Below are 18824 nucleotides of genomic sequence, written 5' to 3' on the forward strand. Positions count from 1 at the left end.
AAGAATATGAATCAGGAAAAATATTTAGATTATATCGTGGAAGAAACACAGAAGGTACTGGCCATTGACAGCCCAACCGGTTATACAGCTAATGCGGCGGAATTTGTTATGGAGGAATATCGCAAACTTGGTTATGAGCCACAGATGACAACAAAAGGTGGCGTATTTGTTGATCTTGGAGGAGAAAACAAAGATGATGGACTGGTTCTTGCAGCGCATATTGATACACTGGGAGCAATGGTCTGTGAGGTAAAGAGCAATGGAAACTTAAAAGTATCTCCGTTAGGCGGAATGAATCCGAACAATGCGGAGGCTGAGAACTGCCGCATCGTAACCCGTTTTGATGGTGTATATTCCGGAACATTCCAGCTGAATAATGCATCGATCCATGTGAACGGAGAATATAATGATACCCAGAGAAAATATGACGACATGGAAGTGGTTCTGGATGAGAATGTTTCATCCGCTGAGGAAACCAGAAAACTTGGTATCATGACAGGCGACATTGTCTGCTTTGATCCGCGTACCGTGATCACGGAATCTGGCTATATCAAGAGCCGTTTCCTTGATGATAAGCTGAGTGTTGGAATTCTTCTTGGATTTGCAAAGTATCTGAAAGAGGAGCATATCACGACAAAACAGAGAATTTATCATCATGTAACTGTTTATGAAGAGGTGGGACACGGCGGCGCTGCTTCTATGCCAGATGGTGTAAAAGAGATGATTTCGGTAGATATGGGATGCGTGGGAGAAGGTCTTGCATGTACGGAACGTCAGGTTTCTATCTGTGCGAAAGACAGTAATGGTCCGTACAATTATGATGTGGTAACGAGACTCATCAAAGCTGCAAAAGAAGAGGATATTGATTTTGCTGTAGATGTATATCCACATTATGGATCGGATGTGGATGTTGCCCTGGGAGCAGGTTATGACATCCGACATGGATTGATAGGTTCCGGGGTTTATGCGTCTCATGGCTATGAGAGAAGCCATAAAGATGGGGTATTCAATACATTCCGCCTGCTCTGTGCATACGTAAAATAAGGAAATCTTAAGAAAATATTTGATAGAAATACATTTATTCAAGCGGCGCTTCTGGTATAGTATGTGTATGAAGAATGATAGTACACTTATTAGAAGGAGGTGGCCGCTTGATTCAGGTAAATTATCGGGATGTAAGACCAATCTATGAACAGATCATAGACAGCGTACAAAAACTTGTAATCACAGATGCCCTCTTACCGGATGAAAAGCTACCATCCGTGAGGGAACTTGCGTCAAAGCTTGCAATCAATCCGAATACGATCAGCCGTGCATATCGTGAATTGGAAAGGGAAGGATATGTATATTCTGTATGCGGCAGGGGAACTTTTGTGGCGGATAACCGTACACTGAAAACAGAGCATGTCAGGGCACTTTTGCAGAATTTTGATGAGACTGCTGCAGAATTGATGGATTTATCTGTAGGAAAAGAAGTCTTGCAGAAAAGACTCGACAGGATTGAGAAAGGAGTTTGGAATGATACAGGTAAATAATGTAGTCAAGGATTTTGATGGATTTCGTGCTCTGGATGGCGTGAATATGAAGGTGGAAAAGGGAAGCATCTATGGACTGGTGGGACCAAACGGTGCTGGAAAATCAACATTGATCCGTCATTTGACGGGCGTGTATCGTCCGGATCAGGGAGAGATCCTGATTGAGGGCGAACCAATCTATGAGAATCGTGAGGTTAAGGCGAGAATCTCTTATATACCGGATGATCTGTTTTATTTTCTTCAGGCAGATACGATGGTTATGATGAAATATTATCGTGGAATATATCCGAATTTTGATGAGAAGATGTTTTTTCGTATGCAGGAATTTTTCCCTTCGATTGATGTAAAACGGAATATTCGTCGTTTGTCGAAAGGAATGCAAAAGCAGGTGGCATTCTGGCTTGCAATCTGCTGTCGTCCGGAGCTGATAATCCTGGATGAGCCGGTGGATGGACTGGATCCGGTTATGAGAAGACAGATCTGGAGTATTCTGATGTCGGAAGTGGCAGAACATAAGATGACAGTTCTTGTTTCATCGCATAATTTAAGAGAACTGGAAGATGTATGTGACCATGTTGGAATTATGAACAAAGGAAGTATTATGATCGAACGGTCACTGATGGAACTTCAGGGAAATATCTCAAAGGTCCAGATCGCATGCCAGACGGGAATGCCGAAAATGCCAAAGGAATTTGAAGTGTTACATATGTCCAATTCGGGAAGGGTATATACGATGATTGTGAAAGGAAATCCAAAAGAGGTCGCACGGGCAGTTTCCGCAGAGGAAGACAATCTTGCAATTGTGGATATCCTTCCACTTACCCTGGAAGAAATTTTTATATATGAGATGGGAGGTGCGGATTATGAAGTCAAAGACATTCTCTTTTAGTAAGACCATTTTTCACAAAAATGCGACATTATACTGGCCTTTATGGGGGATTTATACATTAATCCTTCAGTTGATACTGCCGTTGAGTCTGTGGGGAGGATTTCGCAATGCTTCACGCACTTTTCAGGGTGGACCGACAGTAGATGAGGCAAGGTTTGAAGTATTGGCGAATGTATTGGAATTACAGCTCCCGATGTTTTTGGTGTTTGTAATGGCAGTTGTATTTGCAATGGCTTTTTTCAGTTATCTTTTTAATGGAAGAAGCTCGAACATGATCCATGCACTTCCGGTTACAAGAGCAGATCTTTATGGAACCAATCTGATTACAGGTCTTGTGTTTCTGATCGTTCCGCAGGTGATCGCATTTATGCTGAGTGTACTGGTATGTCTCGCTTATGGGGTGTCCAATGTACAATATCTGGGAATCTGGATTCTTGTAATGGCAGGTTTTTCCATTGCATGCTATGGAATGGCTGTTCTTTGTGTAATGCTTACCGGACAGATGCTTGCAGTAGCAGCGTATTACGTGATCGGCAATTTTTTATATGTCGGAGTGAGAACAATTGTTTCACTGATCATTTCAATATTTGCATTTGGAATTGACTATTCGGATGTGGTACAGGCGATTCATCTGGAGTTTTTATCTCCATTTTATTATGCGTTTCGTCTGGTTAATTTTCACAAGAAAACAGAATGGGTCAATAACACTTATACCGCAGTAAGGGGAATCAGTTTCAGCGGTGCACATATCGTGGCTGGTTATACGCTCATGGGAGTAATGCTTTTTGTCCTGTCTTATTTCTTATATAAGAAAAGACAACTGGAATCCGCAGGAGACTTCCTGACATTTCCTGTTTTAAAACCAATTTTCCGTTGGGGTGTTGGTTTTTGCGGAAGTTTTTCTCTTGCATGCATGACAGCAGGAATTCTTATGACTATGAATATTGGTGAAGAATTGCCAATATTTATTGTAGGTATTATGATATATGGAATTGTGTTCTTTTATGTGGCAGAGATGCTGGTCCGCAAATCTTTTAGGGTATTCTGTAAAAAAAGATGGGGCGAATGTGCGATATATACGGTATTTTTACTGGCGTCTTTTGGCTGTATGATGCTGACAGCTGGAAAAATTGAGAGTTTTTGTCCGGATCAGGACGATGTTCAGACCGCATTTGTATATCTGGATTATCCAATCGAATATGAAACTGAAGATGTAAAACAGGTACTGGATCTGCAGAAACAGATTTTAAGTGACAGCAGGGAACTTAAGAAACAGGAGAGAGAATCGGATGAACAGGCAGTCATAGATATTCTTTATCGTACCAGTAAGGGAAACTGGATATCCCGTGAATATACGGTACCTCTTGATAGCGAACAGTTTGATTACGCAGCGCAGATCCAGAAAAAGGAGTTGGAAAAGGATCCGTTTATGAAACAGCTGGTGTGCTATGATTATGAGAATATTCAGATCAAAGGAGGCACACTGGAACGGTATGATCAGGATATGAACTATCAGGGAGACCGGGAGATCAGCCAGGAACAGGCGCAGAGCATTTATGATGCACTTTGCAAAGATGCGGAAGAGGGAAGCCTGCAGAAGTATAATATGCCATATTGTGAAGAAGATGGTGAAGATGACGAAACACCGTATTCCTATCAGCTATATCTTGAATACCAGCTTCCGGAAGGGGCTACCTATGAAAATATCTATGAGCGCTGTCAGAAAAATTCTGGATATTCCACCTCTGTTATGGAGACCGCAAGAAAAGGGATTTATTCCAGCAGAACTGTTTATGATGCCGATGAAGACTCCGGTGGTTATGGACCGGTGCCATATTCTTACAAGAGAGATGGAACGTGGACAATTCCTGTTTCAATTGGAAAAGAATGTACAAATACAATGCGGGCATTGATTGAAAATGGTGTCATCAGTTCAGAAGAACAATAGTTGTTATTCCTCTGCTTTTATAGTATTATATATGGGAATCGCTGAAAAATTAGAAAGGGAGAGCAGAATGAGTAAACCAGTTGTGGCTATAGTTGGCCGCCCAAACGTTGGAAAATCAACCCTCTTTAATACACTTGCAGGAGAACGTATTTCAATCGTGAAAGATACTCCGGGTGTAACAAGGGACCGTATATATGCAGATGTAACGTGGCTGAATTATAATTTTACCCTGATTGATACCGGTGGTATCGAACCGGAAAGCGGGGATGTAATTCTGTCGCAGATGAGAGAACAGGCAGAGATCGCAATTGCAACAGCAGATGTTATCATGTTTATTACCGATGTACGTCAGGGATTGCAGGATGCAGATTCCAAAGTCGCAGATATGCTGCGCAGATCAAAGAAACCGGTTGTGCTTGTAGTCAATAAAGTAGACAGTTTTGAAAAATACATGGCAGATGTCTATGAATTTTATAATCTTGGAATCGGAGATCCGCATCCGGTATCGGCATCATCCATGCTCGGACTTGGAGATATGCTGGATGAAGTTGTAAAAAACTTCCCGGAAGGAGCCGGTCTTGAGGAAGAGGACGAAAGACCAAAGGTTGCGATCATTGGAAAACCAAATGTTGGAAAATCATCTCTGATCAACAGACTGGCGCAGGAAGACAGGGTAATCGTATCTGATGTTGCGGGAACAACCAGAGATGCCATTGATACAGATATTAAATATAATGGAAAAGAATATGTTTTCATTGATACGGCTGGATTACGGCGCAAGAATAAGATTAAAGAAGAAATTGAGCGTTACAGTATTATCCGTGCGGTGACAGCAGTTGAGAAATCCGATGTAGTCATTATTGTGATCGACGCAACAGAGGGTGTTACAGAACAGGATGCAAAGATCGCAGGAATTGCGCACGAAAGAGGAAAAGGCATTATTATTGCAGTAAATAAATGGGATGCGATCGAAAAGGATAATACAACTGTGAAGAAGCACACAGAGAAGATCCGGCAGATCCTTAGTTTTATGCCATATGCGGAGATCCTTTTTATCTCTGTAAAGTCAGGTCAGCGTGTGAACAAATTGTTTGATCTCATTGATGTTGTGATCGAGAACAATTCTATGAGAGTCCAGACCGGTGTATTAAATGAGATCGTAGCAGAGGCAGTTGCAATGCAGCAGCCACCATCCGATAAGGGAAAACGTCTGAAGATCTATTACATTACACAGGTTGCGGTGAAACCACCGACATTTGTTATTTTTGTAAACGATAAGGAACTGATGCATTTTTCATATACCAGATATCTGGAAAACCGTATCCGGGATACCTTTGGTTTTCGTGGAACAGCACTAAAGTTCATAATCAGGGAACGAAAGGAAGATAAATAAATGATAGCTGCACGTTTGATCGTACTTGTAATTGGTTATTTTCTTGGGACATTTCAGACGGGATACATTTATGGAAAGAGCAAGGGGGTAGATATCCGTCAGCATGGAAGCGGTAATTCGGGAACAACAAATACGCTTCGTACCCTCGGCTGGAAGGCGGGAGCAATTACATTTGCAGGGGATTTGTGTAAGGCAATCCTCGCAGTTGTAATTGCGCATTTTCTATTTGTCAACCGTTATCCGGATGCGGTGAAGGTACTTGAAATGTACGCTGGATTTGGTGCGGTTCTTGGACATAATTTTCCTTTTTATCTGAAGTTTAAGGGTGGAAAAGGAATCGCATGCACAGCTGGTGTGATACTGACCGTGTGTCCTCTGGCAGTACCGGTGTGCCTGGGATTATTTATTGTCCTTGTCGGAATTACGAGATATGTGTCTCTTGGTTCAATCTGTATGCTGATTGCATTTTTGATTCAGGTCATATTGTTTAATCATATGGGAATGTTACATATTGGAGCAGACTGGATTATGGAGTTTGACATTCTGACCGTTTGTTTTGCAGCAATGGGAATCTGGAGACACCGTGCAAATATTGTACGTCTGTTAAACGGAACAGAAAATAAATTTGGACAGAAAGCGAAATAATGAAATGGAGAAGATAGGTGTAATTGGAGCAGGCAGCTGGGGAACCGCATTATCCCTTGTCCTTGCGAATAACGGAAAAAAGGTCACATTGTGGTCAATCGTTGAATCAGAGATCGCAATGTTAAAGGAAAAACATGAACACGCAGATAAGCTTCCGGGAGTTATTTTGCCGGAAAGCATTACATTTACCACAGAATTGAAAGAGACAATTGAAGCGTCTGAGATGCTGATCCTTGCGGTCCCTTCGGTATTTACCCGGAGCACGGCTAAGATGATGGCTCCTTTTGTAAAAGAAGGGCAGATCATAGTCTGCGTGGCCAAAGGCATTGAAGAGGATACTTTGATGACACTCTCGGATATTGTAGAGGAAGAGATTCCGTGTGCGGATGTTGCTGTTATGTGTGGACCTTCTCATGCAGAGGAAGTTGGAATCGGACTGCCGACAACCGTTGTTGCGGGAGCGAAGACAAGAAAGACGGCAGAATGCATACAGGATACATTTATGAATGAAGTGTTCCGTGTATATACGAGTCCGGATATTCTTGGAATGGAACTTGGTGGTGCTTTAAAGAATGTTATCGCACTTGCAGCGGGAATGGCAGACGGTCTCGGATATGGAGATAATACAAAGGCGGCGCTGATTACAAGAGGAATCACTGAAATCGGACGGCTGGCTATGAAAATGGGCGCAAGAAATGAGACAATCTTCGGACTTACCGGAATCGGGGATCTGATCGTTACCTGCGAAAGCAAACACAGCAGAAACCGGAAAGCAGGAATGCTGATGGGACAGGGATATACCATGGAAGAAGCAACCAAAGAAGTGAAGATGGTTGTAGAAGGCATTTATTCAGCAAAAGCAGCTCTGGCACTTGCTGACCGGTGTGATGTGGAACTCCCGATTATTCGGGAAGTGAACCGGGTATTGTTTGAAAACAAACCGGCGAAAGAAGCAGTTTCGGATCTTATGCTCCGCGACAAGAGAGTGGAAAATGAGATCCTTGACTGGGAGGTATAGGAGATACAGATGGAAACAATTCGCATCAAATATTTTACAGACGCAATCGAAAAGCTGGATTATATTGAAGGAAAATCAGACTGGATCGATCTGCGTGCATCAGAGGAAGTAGAACTGAAAGCGGGAGAGTATAAGATGATCCCGCTTGGGGTGGCAATGGAACTGCCAGAGGGATATGAGGCACATATTGCACCAAGAAGTTCAACATTTAAGAACTGGGGATTACTTCAGACAAACAGCGTCGGAGTGGTTGATGGTTCCTACTGCGGAGACAATGATATGTGGAGAATGCCGGTTTATGCGACAAGAGATACGGTAATCCATGTAAATGACAGGGTAGCACAGTTTCGGATTGTGGAAAATCAGCCAAAGATTATATTTGAGGAAGTAAAAAGCCTTGGTCATGCTGACAGAGGCGGATTTGGAAGCACTGGTGTAAAATAAACGAAAGAAAAACAGGGCTGATCCGGGAATATATCCGGGATCAGCCCTGTTTCGTTAAAATGACAAAGAAGAGGAAAAAATCTTTGGCACTTTGCCAATAGGCAAGATGGGGCATGTCATGTATTATAAATATATCAAATGAGTCCGGCAGGACGAACAATACTACAAGAAAGACACTCAGGGAGGTTTTTTAAAATGGCAAGTTTATCATTAAAGAACATTTGCAAAGTATACTCTAACGGTTTTGAAGCTGTTAAAGATTTCAACCTTGAAGTTGAAGACAAAGAATTCATCATTTTCGTAGGACCATCAGGATGTGGTAAATCTACTACATTACGTATGATCGCTGGTCTGGAAGAGATTTCTTCCGGTGAACTGATCATCGACGGAAAACTTATGAACGATGTTGAGCCAAAAGACAGAGATATCGCAATGGTATTCCAGAACTACGCATTATATCCACATATGACTGTATTTGATAATATGGCATTCGGATTAAAATTAAGAAAAGTACCAAAGGATGAGATTAAGAAAAAAGTTGAGGAAGCAGCAAGAATCCTTGACCTTGAGAAATTATTAGATCGTAAACCAAAGGCTTTATCTGGTGGACAGAGACAGCGTGTTGCCATGGGACGTGCAATTGTACGTAATCCTAAAGTATTCCTTATGGATGAGCCTTTATCAAACCTGGATGCAAAACTTCGTGTACAGATGAGATCTGAGATCGCTTCATTACATAACAGATTAGGTGCTACAATCATTTACGTAACACATGATCAGACAGAGGCTATGACACTGGGAACAAGAATCGTTGTATTAAAAGATGGTGTTATCCAGCAGGTTGATTCTCCACAGAAATTATACAATGAGCCAGATAACTTATTCGTTGCTGGATTCATCGGATCTCCACAGATGAACTTCATTGATGCTGACTGCATCGTTGAAGGAGCAAAAGCTTCCCTGAAATTTGACAAACATGTTGTTGAATTACCAGAAGAGAAAGCTAAGAAATTAATCGATGGCGGATATGCTGGAAAGAAAGTTGTTTTAGGTATCAGACCAGAAGATATCAGCGATGATCCGGAAGTAATCGAGAAAGCTGGAGACAACACAGTTGATGTTGAGATTACAGGATATGAGTTATTAGGTGCAGAAGTATTACTGTACTACACAATTGCTGGTGCAAACATGACAGCAAGAGTTGCTTCTAATACTCCAGCTCGTATGGGTGACAAGGTTAAACTTGCTTTCGATCCTAAGAAGATTCATGTTTTCGACAAAGAAACAGAATTGACAATTACAAACTAGTCAGATAGAATTAAATAGTTGTAAATAATGAAACTGGGTGTGAGTATTTACACCCAGTTTTCTAGTGTAAAACTTGCAAACAAATGTTCGGTATGTTATAAATAAAAGTAATGGTTGCAATCAGATGGATTAACAGGAGAGGTCGATATGCTATCACATCAGAAATTACAAAATACCTTAGATGAAATGAAAGAAATTACCAAGATGGACATGCTGTTATTTAACAGCAAAGGAAAAGAGGTTGCTGCGACAGCTGATACAGAAGTGCAGCTGGAGACGGTCGTACAGGATTTTTGCCATTCGATGGCAGATCAGCAGACATTTCAGCAGTATCAGTTTTTTAAGATCGTGATCGAGAACGATACCGAGTATGTACTCATTCTGCAGGAAACAGGCGAGATCGCGTACACGATAGGAAGAATGGCTGTGTGTCAGATCCGGAATCTTGTTATGAGTTCGGTAGAACAGTTTGACCGTAATAATTTTATTCAGAATGTTCTCCTTGGAAATATGTTGATTGTGGATATTTTTGCAAAAGCAAGAAAGCTTCATATTGAGCAGAGTCCAAGGGTTGTATTTGTGATTGATACCGGAAGGAAAGGGAATGATGATGCAATGGAGCTTGTCAAGAACCTTTCCAATGTAAAAACTAAGGATTTTGTTACCAGCGTAGATGAACACAGTGTCGTTCTGGTGAAGGATGTTTCGGATATCCCGGAAGGCGAACTGGAAGAAGGGCTGGATGAGATTGCAAAGCTCCTTGTGGATAATCTTCACATGGAGGCGATGATCAAGGTACGTGTGGGTTATGGCAATGTGGTAACCCAGATTCCAGCGATCACAGATTCTTTCCAGGAAGCAAAGATGGCACTTGAAGTAGGAAGAGTATTCTATGCAGAATGTGATACAATCTCCTATGGCAGACTTGGAATCGGACGTCTGATCTATCAGCTTCCGATGAGTTTATGTGAGATGTTTATCAAAGAAGTATTTGGAGATAAGATTCCCGAAGTACTGGATGATGAAGAGGCGATGTCCACAATCAATAAGTTTTTCGAGAATAACCTGAATATTTCTGAAACAGCGAGACAATTATATGTACATAGGAATACACTTGTGTACAGACTGGAACGGATTGAGAAGTCTATCGGACTGGATATCCGTACATTTGATGATGCTATGACGTTCCGTATTGCGGTAATGGTTCTGGCACATATGAGAGACCAGAAGAAGTAGAAAAGGAGCAACAGGTAAGTATGGCGAATAAACAATCATACGATGCAAATAGTATTGCGGTACTGGAAGGACTTGAAGCAGTCCGGAAACGTCCGGGAATGTATATCGGAAGTGTGTCCAGAAAAGGTCTGAATCATCTGATCTATGAGATCGTAGACAACTCTGTCGATGAACATCTGGCAGGAGCATGTGATACAATCTATGTCACCCTGGAGAAGGACGGTTCCTGTACAGTGGAAGATAACGGACGAGGAATTCCGGTTGGAATGCATGCAAAAGGAGTATCCGCTGCCCGCGTTGTATTTTCTACACTTCATGCTGGAGGTAAATTTGACAATGCTGCATATAAAACGAGCGGAGGTCTGCATGGAGTAGGATCTTCGGTTGTAAATGCGCTTTCCACTTATCTTGACGTACAGATTAGCAGGGATGGATATATTCACCACGATCGCTATGAACAGGGCAGACCTGTGGTTGATCTTGTGGATGGTCTGCTTCCTGTCATCGGCAAGACCAAAAAGACCGGAACAAAAATTAATTTTTTACCGGATCCGGAGATTTTTGAAAAAACCAGATTTAAGGAAGATGAGGTAAAAAGCCGTCTTCATGAGACTGCATATTTAAATCCGGCACTTACGATCGTATATGAAGACCGCAGAGGAGATGAAACAGAGCATATTGAGTATCATGAGCCGGATGGAATTGTTGGTTTTGTGAAGGATATGAATAAAGACCTTGAAGTACTTCATGAAGTCATCTATTTTAAAGGGGAAAGTGAAGGAATTACGGTTGAAGCTGCAATTCAGTATACCAACGAGTTCCATGAGAATATTCTTGGATTTTGTAATAATATTTATAACGCAGAGGGCGGTACTCATATCACGGGATTTAAGACGATATTTACAACCGTTATTAATTCCTATGCGAGAGAGCTGGGAATCCTGAAAGAAAAGGACCCGAACTTTACCGGCGCTGATGTAAGAAATGGAATGACTGCAGTGATTTCCATTAAGCATCCAGACCCGAGATTTGAAGGTCAGACGAAAACAAAACTGGATAATCAGGATGCTTCACGTGTAACTTCCAAGATTGTCGGTGAAGAGATCCAGCTTTATTTTGATAAGAACCTGGAAGTTTTAAAAACAGTGATCGGATGTGCAGAAAAGGCTGCAAAGATCCGCAAGACAGAGGAAAAGGCCAAAACCAATCTTCTGACAAAGCAGAAGTTTTCATTTGATTCCAATGGAAAACTCGCAAACTGTGAGAGCAGAGATGCTTCCCAGTGCGAGATTTTTATTGTGGAGGGAGATTCTGCCGGTGGCTCTGCCAAGATGGCAAGAAACCGTATGTTCCAGGCAATCATGCCAATTCGAGGTAAAATTCTGAATGTTGAGAAAGCAAGTATTGACAAGGTACTCGCCAATGCTGAAATCAAGACCATGATCAATGCATTTGGCTGCGGCTTTTCGGAAGGATATGGCAATGATTTCGATATCACAAAACTCCGCTATGATAAGATTATTATTATGGCAGATGCCGACGTCGATGGTGCACATATTTCAACCCTTCTTCTGACATTGTTTTACCGTTTTATGCCGGAACTTATTTTTGAGGGACATGTATATGTGGCGATGCCACCGCTTTACAAGGTGATTCCGTCTAAGGGAGAAGAAGAATATCTTTATGATGATGCGGCATTAGAACGTTATCGGAAGACGCATACAGGTAACTTTACGTTACAGAGATATAAAGGTCTGGGTGAAATGGACGCGGAACAGCTTTGGGAAACCACATTGAATCCCGAGACCCGTATGATGAAACGAATTGAGATTGAGGATGGAAGACTTGCGTCTGATGTCACTGCAATGCTCATGGGAACAGATGTTCCGCCAAGAAAAGCATTTATCTATGATCACGCCCGTGATGCAGAGTTAGACGTATAGGAGAGGACAGAGTATGCAGGAACAAAGCAATATTATTCAGACCGAATATTCGGAACTGATGCAAAAATCATATATTGACTATGCGATGAGCGTTATTATCGCCCGTGCGTTGCCGGATGTCAGGGACGGACTGAAACCGGTACAAAGAAGAACGCTTTATGATATGTATGAACTTGGCATTCGCTATGACAAGCCATATCGTAAGAGTGCCCGTATTGTCGGAGATACCATGGGTAAATATCATCCGCATGGAGATTCGTCTATTTATGATGCGCTGGTCGTTATGGCGCAGGATTTTAAAAAAGGGCTTCCTCTTGTTGACGGACATGGAAACTTTGGATCGATCGAGGGCGATGGCGCCGCTGCGATGCGTTATACAGAGGCAAGGCTTCAGAAGATCACGCAGGAAGCATACCTTGCAGATCTGGACAAAAATGTCGTGGATTTTGTTCCAAACTTTGATGAAACAGAAAAAGAACCGGCAGTTCTTCCGGTAAAAGTTCCGAATCTTCTGATTAACGGTGCAGAAGGAATTGCGGTTGGTATGGCTACAAGCATTCCGCCGCATAATCTTACAGAGGTGTTAAACGGTGTCATTGCATACATGAAAAATCCGGACATTAATACCGAGCAGATGATGGAATATATTCCGGGACCGGATTTTCCAACGGGAGGAATTGTGGCTAATAAGGACGATCTGCTTGCAATCTATTCCACCGGGGCCGGTAAGATCAAAGTGCGTGGAAAAGTCGAAGTAGAACAGATGAAGGGTGGAAAGACCCGCCTTGTCATAACAGAGATCCCGTATACGATGATCGGAGCGAACATCGGAAAGTTCTTAAATGATGTCTACAGCCTTGTTGAAACAAAAAAAACAAGTGATATTGTAGATATTACAAACCAGTCTTCCAAAGAGGGAATCCGTATTGTTCTGGATCTGAAAAAAGGTGCAGATGTGGAAGCTCTGGAGAATCTGCTGTACAAAAAAACAAAGCTTGAAGATACGTTTGGTGTAAATATGCTTGCGGTTGTGGATGGAAGACCAGAGACAATGGGCATTGTTCCGATCATAAGACATCACGTAAATTTCCAGTATGAGATCGCGACGAGAAAATATACAACACTTCTTGCCAAGGAAAAGGATAAAAAAGAGATTCAGGAAGGTCTGATCGCAGCATGTGACGTCATAGATCTGATCATTGAAATACTTCGTGGCAGCAAGAATGTCAAAGATGCAAAAGCATGTCTGATGACGGGAGAAACTGGAAATATCCGGTTTAAATCCAAAGAATCCGAAGAAATGGCATCGAAACTCCGCTTTACGGAGAGACAGGCCAGTGCCATTCTTGAAATGCGTCTGTATAAGCTGATTGGACTGGAAATCGAAGCCCTCATGAAAGAACATGAAGAGACACTTGCAAAGATTGCACAGTATCAGGATATTCTGGAACACCGTTCTTCCATGGCAAAGGTGATCATCAAAGAACTGAAACAGTATATCAAAGAATACGGAACTCCTAGAAAGACCGCAATCGACAATCTGAAAGAAGCAGTTGTTGCGGAAAAGAAGATCGAAGAAAAAGATGTTGTATTTTTAATGGATCGCTTTGGATATGTCCGTACCATCGATGTATCGACTTACGAACGCAACCGGGAAGCTGTTGAATCTGAAAATAAAACCTTCTTTATCTGCCGTAATACAGATAAGATCTGTATTTTTACGGATACCGGTAATATGCATTTGTTAAAAGTGCAGGACATTCCGTTTGGACGATTGCGTGACAAGGGAACTCCGATCGATAATTTAAGTAATTATGACAGCCGGGAAGAAAATGTGATTGGATTGTACAGCCTTTCAGCACTTGCAGACAGAAAAGTCCTTTTTGGAACGAAGCAGACGATGCTGAAACTGGTAGATGGAACAGAGTTTGATGTCGCAAAACGTACGACGGCTGCAACGAAGCTTTCAGAAGAAGATAAGCTTCTTATTGTGTACCCGCTTACCGGTGGAGAGACGATCGTAATGCGGTCTGGCAGGGATATGTTTTTACGGATCGAAGCGGACAGTATTCCAGAGAAGAAGAAAGGTGCTGTTGGCGTAAGAGGAATGAAACTTGCTCTTGACGATGCCCTGACAGATATTTATATGCTGCCAGAAGGAAGCGAACAGAGCGTAGAAGTAAAAGGCAAAGAAGTGGCACTTCATCGGCTTCATGTTGGAAACCGTGATACAAAAGGGGTTAAGAAATAATGATGACATATAGCGAAGCCAGAGATTATATACAAAATGTATCCAGATCAGGAAGTGTTCTTGGGTTGGAAAGTATCCGCGCGCTGATGGCGGAACTTTCTAACATTCAGGACGAGCTTCCAATCATACATATTGCCGGTACAAACGGAAAGGGATCGGTAGGTGCTTATCTTGCATCCATGTTCCGGGAAGCTGGACTACATGTGGGGAGATATTGCTCACCGGCTGTTTTTGTGCCACTTGAAGTATGGCAATATGATGGCAGTCATATGTCGGAAACCGAATATGCACAGATTATGTCACAGGTAAAAGAGGCCTGTGACATTGTCGTATCCAAAGGTGGAAGTTATCCGACTGTTTTTGAAGTGGAGACAGCAGCTGCATTTTTATACTTTTACCAGAAGAAACCGGACGTTGTACTTTTAGAAACCGGGATGGGTGGTTTGACAGACGCTACGAACCTGATCAGAAAACCAGTCGCATCTGTGCTTACGACAATCAGTATGGATCATATGCAGTTTCTTGGAGATACGTTAGAGCAGATCACAACTGTGAAATGTGGAATACTGAAAGAAAACTGCCCGGCTTTTTCAGCAGGGCAGGAACCGCAGGTGCGGAAGGTGATCGAAGAACAGGCGAAAGAGAAGAAATGTCCGCTTGTTTTTGCGGATTCGCAGCACATCCGTATTCTGGATGAACAGCCTGGAAAAATGAGTTTTACATACAAAAGAAAAGAATTTCAAACAACGATGGCGGGCGCTTATCAGGTCAGAAATGCAACGCTTGCGATCGAGGTTTTTCTTGGAATACAGGAGCAGCTCTGGAAGGAGCCGTTCCAAAAGGATGACGGAAGGATCTGGCAGGTGATCCGGGATGGCATTGCAAAATGCAGATGGGCCGGTCGTTTTGAAGTGATCAGTACGGATCCGCTTATCGTAATCGATGGAGCGCATAATGAGGACGCGGCAAAGCAGCTGGCAAAAACAGTGGAAAATTGTTTTACAAATATTCCGATAACTTATATAATAGGGGTACTTGCTGATAAGGAACATGAGAAAATGCTTCGTATTATGTCCCCTTACGCAAAGTGCGTATATACAGTCACTCCAGACAATGGAAGGGCAATGGAAGGAAGCAGACTTGCAGAGGAAGCATGTCAGTATTATGAGAATGTGACATGCTGTGAGACGATAAAAGAAGCGGTTTCAAAAGCTGTGGCACAGAAAAGACCTGTACTTGCATTTGGGTCTCTTTCCTATCTGGGGCAGCTGAAACAGGAGGTACAACAATGGTTGATAGAACAAAAGTAGAAGAGGGCGTACGCCTGATATTAGAAGGCATCGGAGAAAATCCCCAAAGAGAAGGACTGGTTGGTACACCGGATCGTATCGCAAGAATGTATGAAGAAATTTTTGCCGGACTTGAGATGGATGCAAAGGAGCCGCTGTCAAAGACTTTTTCTACAGACAATTCAGAGATGGTGATCGAGAAAGATATACCATTTTATTCGACATGTGAACATCACTTTATGCCATTTTATGGAAAAGCACACGTGGCATATATTCCGGATGGCAGAGTAGTTGGAATCAGTAAGCTGGCGCGTACTGTGGAGGTGTATGCGAGACGTCCGCAGATTCAGGAGCAGCTTACAGAACAGATCTGCGATGCGCTTATGGAGAATCTGCACCCGAAGGGAGCAATCGTGATGATCGAGGCAGAGCATATGTGTATGACAATGCGTGGAATCAAAAAGCCGGGCAGCAAAACAGTGACGTTTGCAATGGGCGGTCAGTTTAAAGAAGATGAAAAACTGCAGAACAGATTTTTCCAGATGGTGAGATAGAAAGAAATAGGAGTAATAAAATGAAGATCGGTAATCGAGTATTTGACACAGAAACACAGACATACATTATGGGAATCCTGAATGTGACACCGGATTCCTTTTCGGATGGTGGAAAGTTCAACCATCTGGACGCTGCATTGGCTCATGCAGAAGAGATGATCCGGGATGGCGCAGATATTATTGATGTTGGCGGAGAATCCACAAGACCTGGATATACGAAGATCTCAGATCAGGAAGAAATCGAACGTACGGTGCCGGTAATCGAGGCTTTGAAAAAAAACTTTGACGTGCCGGTGTCTATTGACACATATAAAAGCGAGGTCGCAAAAGCAACCGTTGCAGCTGGTGCAGATCTTGTGAATGATATATGGGGACTGAAATACGATGAACAGATGGCTCAGGTGATCGCGGATCATCACGTTGCATGCTGTCTGATGCACAACAGAAAGAATGCAGAATACAAGAGCTTTATGAAGGACATGTTAGATGACCTCAGCGAGACGATTTCAATTGCAAAAAATGCAGGTATTGAGGATGATAAGATTATTCTTGATCCAGGTGTTGGATTTGCCAAAAGTTATGAGAATAATCTCGAAGCAATCGCAAAAGTAGACAGACTGATGGAACTTGGTTATCCGGTTTTACTTGGAACATCCAGAAAATCCGTGATCGGTCTTACACTGGATCTTCCCTCTGATCAGAGAGTAGAGGGAACGATTGTTACATCTGTTTATGCGGTTCAGAAAAAGTGTGCATTTGTCCGGGTTCATGATGTGAAAGAAAATGCACGTGCGATCCGTATGATGAATGCAATACTGGCATACAAATAACCGGACCACAGAAAGGCACAGGATATGGATTATATTACAATTACCGGACTTAAGGTATTTGCACATCATGGAGTACTGGAAGAAGAAAAGAAAAACGGACAGGATTTTTATCTGAATGCAAAGCTTTTTGTGGACTGTCATAAGGCTGGGGTAAGCGATGAACTTCGTGATGCGTTAAATTATGCGGAAGTCTGCCAGTTTATGACAGATGAATTTAAAAGCGATTCCTATGATCTGATTGAAAAAGCGTGTGAAGAACTTTGCCGGAAACTTTTACTTCGGTATGAACAGCTTGAAAAAGTAGAACTTAAGCTGGATAAGCCACATGCACCGATCGGACTTCCTTTTGAAAACGTTTCGGTTACCATGGAGAGAGCCTGGCACAGGGCATATCTGTCTTTTGGTTCGAACATGGGAGACAAAAAGGCATATATTGAAAAAGGAATTCAGGAGATAAAAGAACATCCGCTTATTCGAAATGTAAAGGTGTCACAGTTATTGGAGACGAAACCATATGGTTATGTAGACCAGGATGTTTTTCTGAACGGATGTCTTTTCCTTGAGACATTGTTACTTCCGGAGGAACTTCTTGCATTTTTGCATGAAGTGGAGCAGCATGCAGACCGGAAACGTGTCATTGTGTGGGGACCAAGAACTTTGGATATGGACATCGTATTTTACGACCGGGAGGTCTATGACAGCGAAGACCTGATCATTCCACATGTGGACATGCAGAACCGGGAGTTTGTTTTAAAGCCGTTAGCCGAGTTATGTCCGAATTACAGACATCCAATCCTTGGACAAACGGTAAAACAGCTTTTAGACCAAGTCCAGAGCATACCACAGGAATAGAAGAAAAATACAGCAGAACATATAAAAGGAGCCATATGAAAGCAGTTTTGTTTGATCTCGATGGAACACTGATCGATTCCTCGGAGGGAATTACCAAAAGTGTAAGATATGCACTGGATTATTTTGAAATGGAAGAACCGGATGAGCAGGTGCTGCGCACGTTTATCGGGCCGCCACTGATTGATTCGTTTGAAAAGATCTATGGGTTTCCGCGTGAAAAAGCGCGAAAGGCGGTTGAAAAATACCGGGAACGATATAATGCAATTGGTATTTTTGAGTGTTCTTTATATCCCGGGGTACGGGAAACATTAAGGAAATTAAAAGAGCAGGAATATCGGATCGGAATGGCTTCCTCCAAACCGGAGATTTCCTGCAGAAGGATTCTTGCGCATTTTGATATTTTGAAATATTTTGATGATGTTGTCGGTGCGACAATGGATGGAAAGATTAATTCGAAAGAAGAAGTACTTGCAGAAGTATTTCGCAGATGGAATGAACTTTCCGCAGATGAAATGTGTCTGATCGGGGATACGATGTTTGATGTAAACGGGGCAAATGCATATAAGATTCCGTGCATTGCGGTATCTTTTGGATTTGGAGATGTGGAGGAGATGACAGCAGCAGGAGCTGTACTCTGCAATCATTTTTCTGAAATCCCAGAGCTGGTCCATAAGTTATCATAGAAAGAA

At 42.3% G+C, this 18824-nt stretch carries 17 protein-coding genes; all 17 read left to right on the forward strand.

What is annotated here, in order from left to right:
* Nucleotides 1–6 precede the first annotated feature (6 nt).
* Nucleotides 7–1044, forward strand: a complete 1038-nt coding sequence (locus FYJ75_RS00685) for a M42 family metallopeptidase (protein WP_154427812.1) — start codon at nucleotides 7–9, stop codon at nucleotides 1042–1044.
* 107 nt (nucleotides 1045–1151) lie between these two features.
* Nucleotides 1152–1535, forward strand: coding sequence for a GntR family transcriptional regulator (locus FYJ75_RS00690; RefSeq protein ID WP_154427814.1), 384 nt, complete (start codon nucleotides 1152–1154; stop codon nucleotides 1533–1535).
* On the forward strand, nucleotides 1519–2424 hold the full coding sequence (locus FYJ75_RS00695) for an ABC transporter ATP-binding protein (RefSeq protein WP_154427816.1): 906 nt from the start codon (nucleotides 1519–1521) through the stop codon (nucleotides 2422–2424). Before FYJ75_RS00690 ends, FYJ75_RS00695 begins: the two co-directional genes overlap by 17 nt.
* Entirely contained in the window at nucleotides 2399–4372 is a 1974-nt protein-coding gene (locus FYJ75_RS00700) for an ABC transporter permease (RefSeq protein ID WP_154427818.1), read from the forward strand. Before FYJ75_RS00695 ends, FYJ75_RS00700 begins: the two co-directional genes overlap by 26 nt.
* Before the next feature lie 67 nt (nucleotides 4373–4439).
* Nucleotides 4440–5765 carry a ribosome biogenesis GTPase Der gene (gene der / locus FYJ75_RS00705; RefSeq protein ID WP_154427820.1) on the forward strand — a complete coding sequence of 442 codons (1326 nt, stop codon included), beginning with the start codon at nucleotides 4440–4442 and terminating at the stop codon, nucleotides 5763–5765.
* Nucleotides 5766–6410: a glycerol-3-phosphate 1-O-acyltransferase PlsY gene (plsY, locus tag FYJ75_RS00710; protein ID WP_154427822.1), complete on the forward strand. Its 645-nt coding sequence runs from the start codon at nucleotides 5766–5768 to the stop codon at nucleotides 6408–6410. It begins immediately after the preceding gene.
* A 4-nt stretch (nucleotides 6411–6414) separates the two neighbouring features.
* A complete protein-coding gene (locus tag FYJ75_RS00715; RefSeq protein ID WP_154427824.1) occupies nucleotides 6415–7428 on the forward strand; it encodes an NAD(P)H-dependent glycerol-3-phosphate dehydrogenase in 1014 nt (337 codons plus the stop codon).
* 9 nt (nucleotides 7429–7437) lie between these two features.
* The gene (locus FYJ75_RS00720) at nucleotides 7438–7872 is read left to right on the forward strand and encodes a dUTP diphosphatase (protein ID WP_154427826.1); all 435 of its coding nucleotides are present in this window, start codon (nucleotides 7438–7440) and stop codon (nucleotides 7870–7872) included.
* 195 nt (nucleotides 7873–8067) lie between these two features.
* The gene (locus FYJ75_RS00725; protein WP_154427828.1) at nucleotides 8068–9180 is read left to right on the forward strand and encodes an ABC transporter ATP-binding protein; all 1113 of its coding nucleotides are present in this window, start codon (nucleotides 8068–8070) and stop codon (nucleotides 9178–9180) included.
* 147 nt (nucleotides 9181–9327) lie between these two features.
* Nucleotides 9328–10416 carry a PucR family transcriptional regulator gene (locus tag FYJ75_RS00730; RefSeq protein ID WP_154427830.1) on the forward strand — a complete coding sequence of 363 codons (1089 nt, stop codon included), beginning with the start codon at nucleotides 9328–9330 and terminating at the stop codon, nucleotides 10414–10416.
* Between the two features lie 20 nt (nucleotides 10417–10436).
* Complete coding sequence (locus FYJ75_RS00735) at nucleotides 10437–12359, forward strand: DNA gyrase/topoisomerase IV subunit B (protein ID WP_154427832.1); 1923 nt, start codon at nucleotides 10437–10439, stop codon at nucleotides 12357–12359.
* A 13-nt stretch (nucleotides 12360–12372) separates the two neighbouring features.
* A complete protein-coding gene (locus FYJ75_RS00740) occupies nucleotides 12373–14610 on the forward strand; it encodes a DNA gyrase/topoisomerase IV subunit A (protein WP_154427834.1) in 2238 nt (745 codons plus the stop codon).
* Complete coding sequence (locus tag FYJ75_RS00745) at nucleotides 14610–15920, forward strand: bifunctional folylpolyglutamate synthase/dihydrofolate synthase (RefSeq protein WP_154427836.1); 1311 nt, start codon at nucleotides 14610–14612, stop codon at nucleotides 15918–15920. The genes FYJ75_RS00740 and FYJ75_RS00745 overlap by 1 nt, the downstream gene beginning before the upstream one ends.
* A complete protein-coding gene (folE, locus tag FYJ75_RS00750; RefSeq protein ID WP_154427838.1) occupies nucleotides 15899–16453 on the forward strand; it encodes a GTP cyclohydrolase I FolE in 555 nt (184 codons plus the stop codon). The genes FYJ75_RS00745 and folE overlap by 22 nt, the downstream gene beginning before the upstream one ends.
* Nucleotides 16454–16473: 20 nt before the next feature.
* Entirely contained in the window at nucleotides 16474–17283 is an 810-nt protein-coding gene (gene folP, locus FYJ75_RS00755) for a dihydropteroate synthase (RefSeq protein WP_154427840.1), read from the forward strand.
* Nucleotides 17284–17307: 24 nt separating this feature from the next.
* Nucleotides 17308–18135, forward strand: coding sequence for a 2-amino-4-hydroxy-6-hydroxymethyldihydropteridine diphosphokinase (gene folK / locus FYJ75_RS00760; RefSeq protein WP_154427842.1), 828 nt, complete (start codon nucleotides 17308–17310; stop codon nucleotides 18133–18135).
* Nucleotides 18136–18170: 35 nt separating this feature from the next.
* On the forward strand, nucleotides 18171–18818 hold the full coding sequence (locus FYJ75_RS00765; protein ID WP_154427844.1) for an HAD hydrolase-like protein: 648 nt from the start codon (nucleotides 18171–18173) through the stop codon (nucleotides 18816–18818).
* The last annotated feature ends 6 nt before the right edge of the window (nucleotides 18819–18824 follow it).

Origin of the sequence: Roseburia porci (assembly GCF_009695765.1) — a bacterium.
GTDB classification, from domain to species: domain Bacteria; phylum Bacillota; class Clostridia; order Lachnospirales; family Lachnospiraceae; genus Roseburia; species Roseburia porci.

Coding starts and splice junctions, on each gene's coding strand:
- FYJ75_RS00685 (WP_154427812.1), top strand. CDS start 7: ATGAATCAGGAAAAATATTTAGATTATATCGTGGAAGAAACACAGAAG.
- FYJ75_RS00695 (WP_154427816.1), top strand. CDS start 1,519: ATGATACAGGTAAATAATGTAGTCAAGGATTTTGATGGATTTCGTGCT.
- FYJ75_RS00700 (WP_154427818.1), top strand. CDS start 2,399: ATGAAGTCAAAGACATTCTCTTTTAGTAAGACCATTTTTCACAAAAAT.
- der (WP_154427820.1), top strand. CDS start 4,440: ATGAGTAAACCAGTTGTGGCTATAGTTGGCCGCCCAAACGTTGGAAAA.
- plsY (WP_154427822.1), top strand. CDS start 5,766: ATGATAGCTGCACGTTTGATCGTACTTGTAATTGGTTATTTTCTTGGG.
- FYJ75_RS00715 (WP_154427824.1), top strand. CDS start 6,415: ATGGAGAAGATAGGTGTAATTGGAGCAGGCAGCTGGGGAACCGCATTA.
- FYJ75_RS00720 (WP_154427826.1), top strand. CDS start 7,438: ATGGAAACAATTCGCATCAAATATTTTACAGACGCAATCGAAAAGCTG.
- FYJ75_RS00725 (WP_154427828.1), top strand. CDS start 8,068: ATGGCAAGTTTATCATTAAAGAACATTTGCAAAGTATACTCTAACGGT.
- FYJ75_RS00730 (WP_154427830.1), top strand. CDS start 9,328: ATGCTATCACATCAGAAATTACAAAATACCTTAGATGAAATGAAAGAA.
- FYJ75_RS00735 (WP_154427832.1), top strand. CDS start 10,437: ATGGCGAATAAACAATCATACGATGCAAATAGTATTGCGGTACTGGAA.
- FYJ75_RS00740 (WP_154427834.1), top strand. CDS start 12,373: ATGCAGGAACAAAGCAATATTATTCAGACCGAATATTCGGAACTGATG.
- FYJ75_RS00745 (WP_154427836.1), top strand. CDS start 14,610: ATGATGACATATAGCGAAGCCAGAGATTATATACAAAATGTATCCAGA.
- folE (WP_154427838.1), top strand. CDS start 15,899: ATGGTTGATAGAACAAAAGTAGAAGAGGGCGTACGCCTGATATTAGAA.
- folP (WP_154427840.1), top strand. CDS start 16,474: ATGAAGATCGGTAATCGAGTATTTGACACAGAAACACAGACATACATT.
- folK (WP_154427842.1), top strand. CDS start 17,308: ATGGATTATATTACAATTACCGGACTTAAGGTATTTGCACATCATGGA.
- FYJ75_RS00765 (WP_154427844.1), top strand. CDS start 18,171: ATGAAAGCAGTTTTGTTTGATCTCGATGGAACACTGATCGATTCCTCG.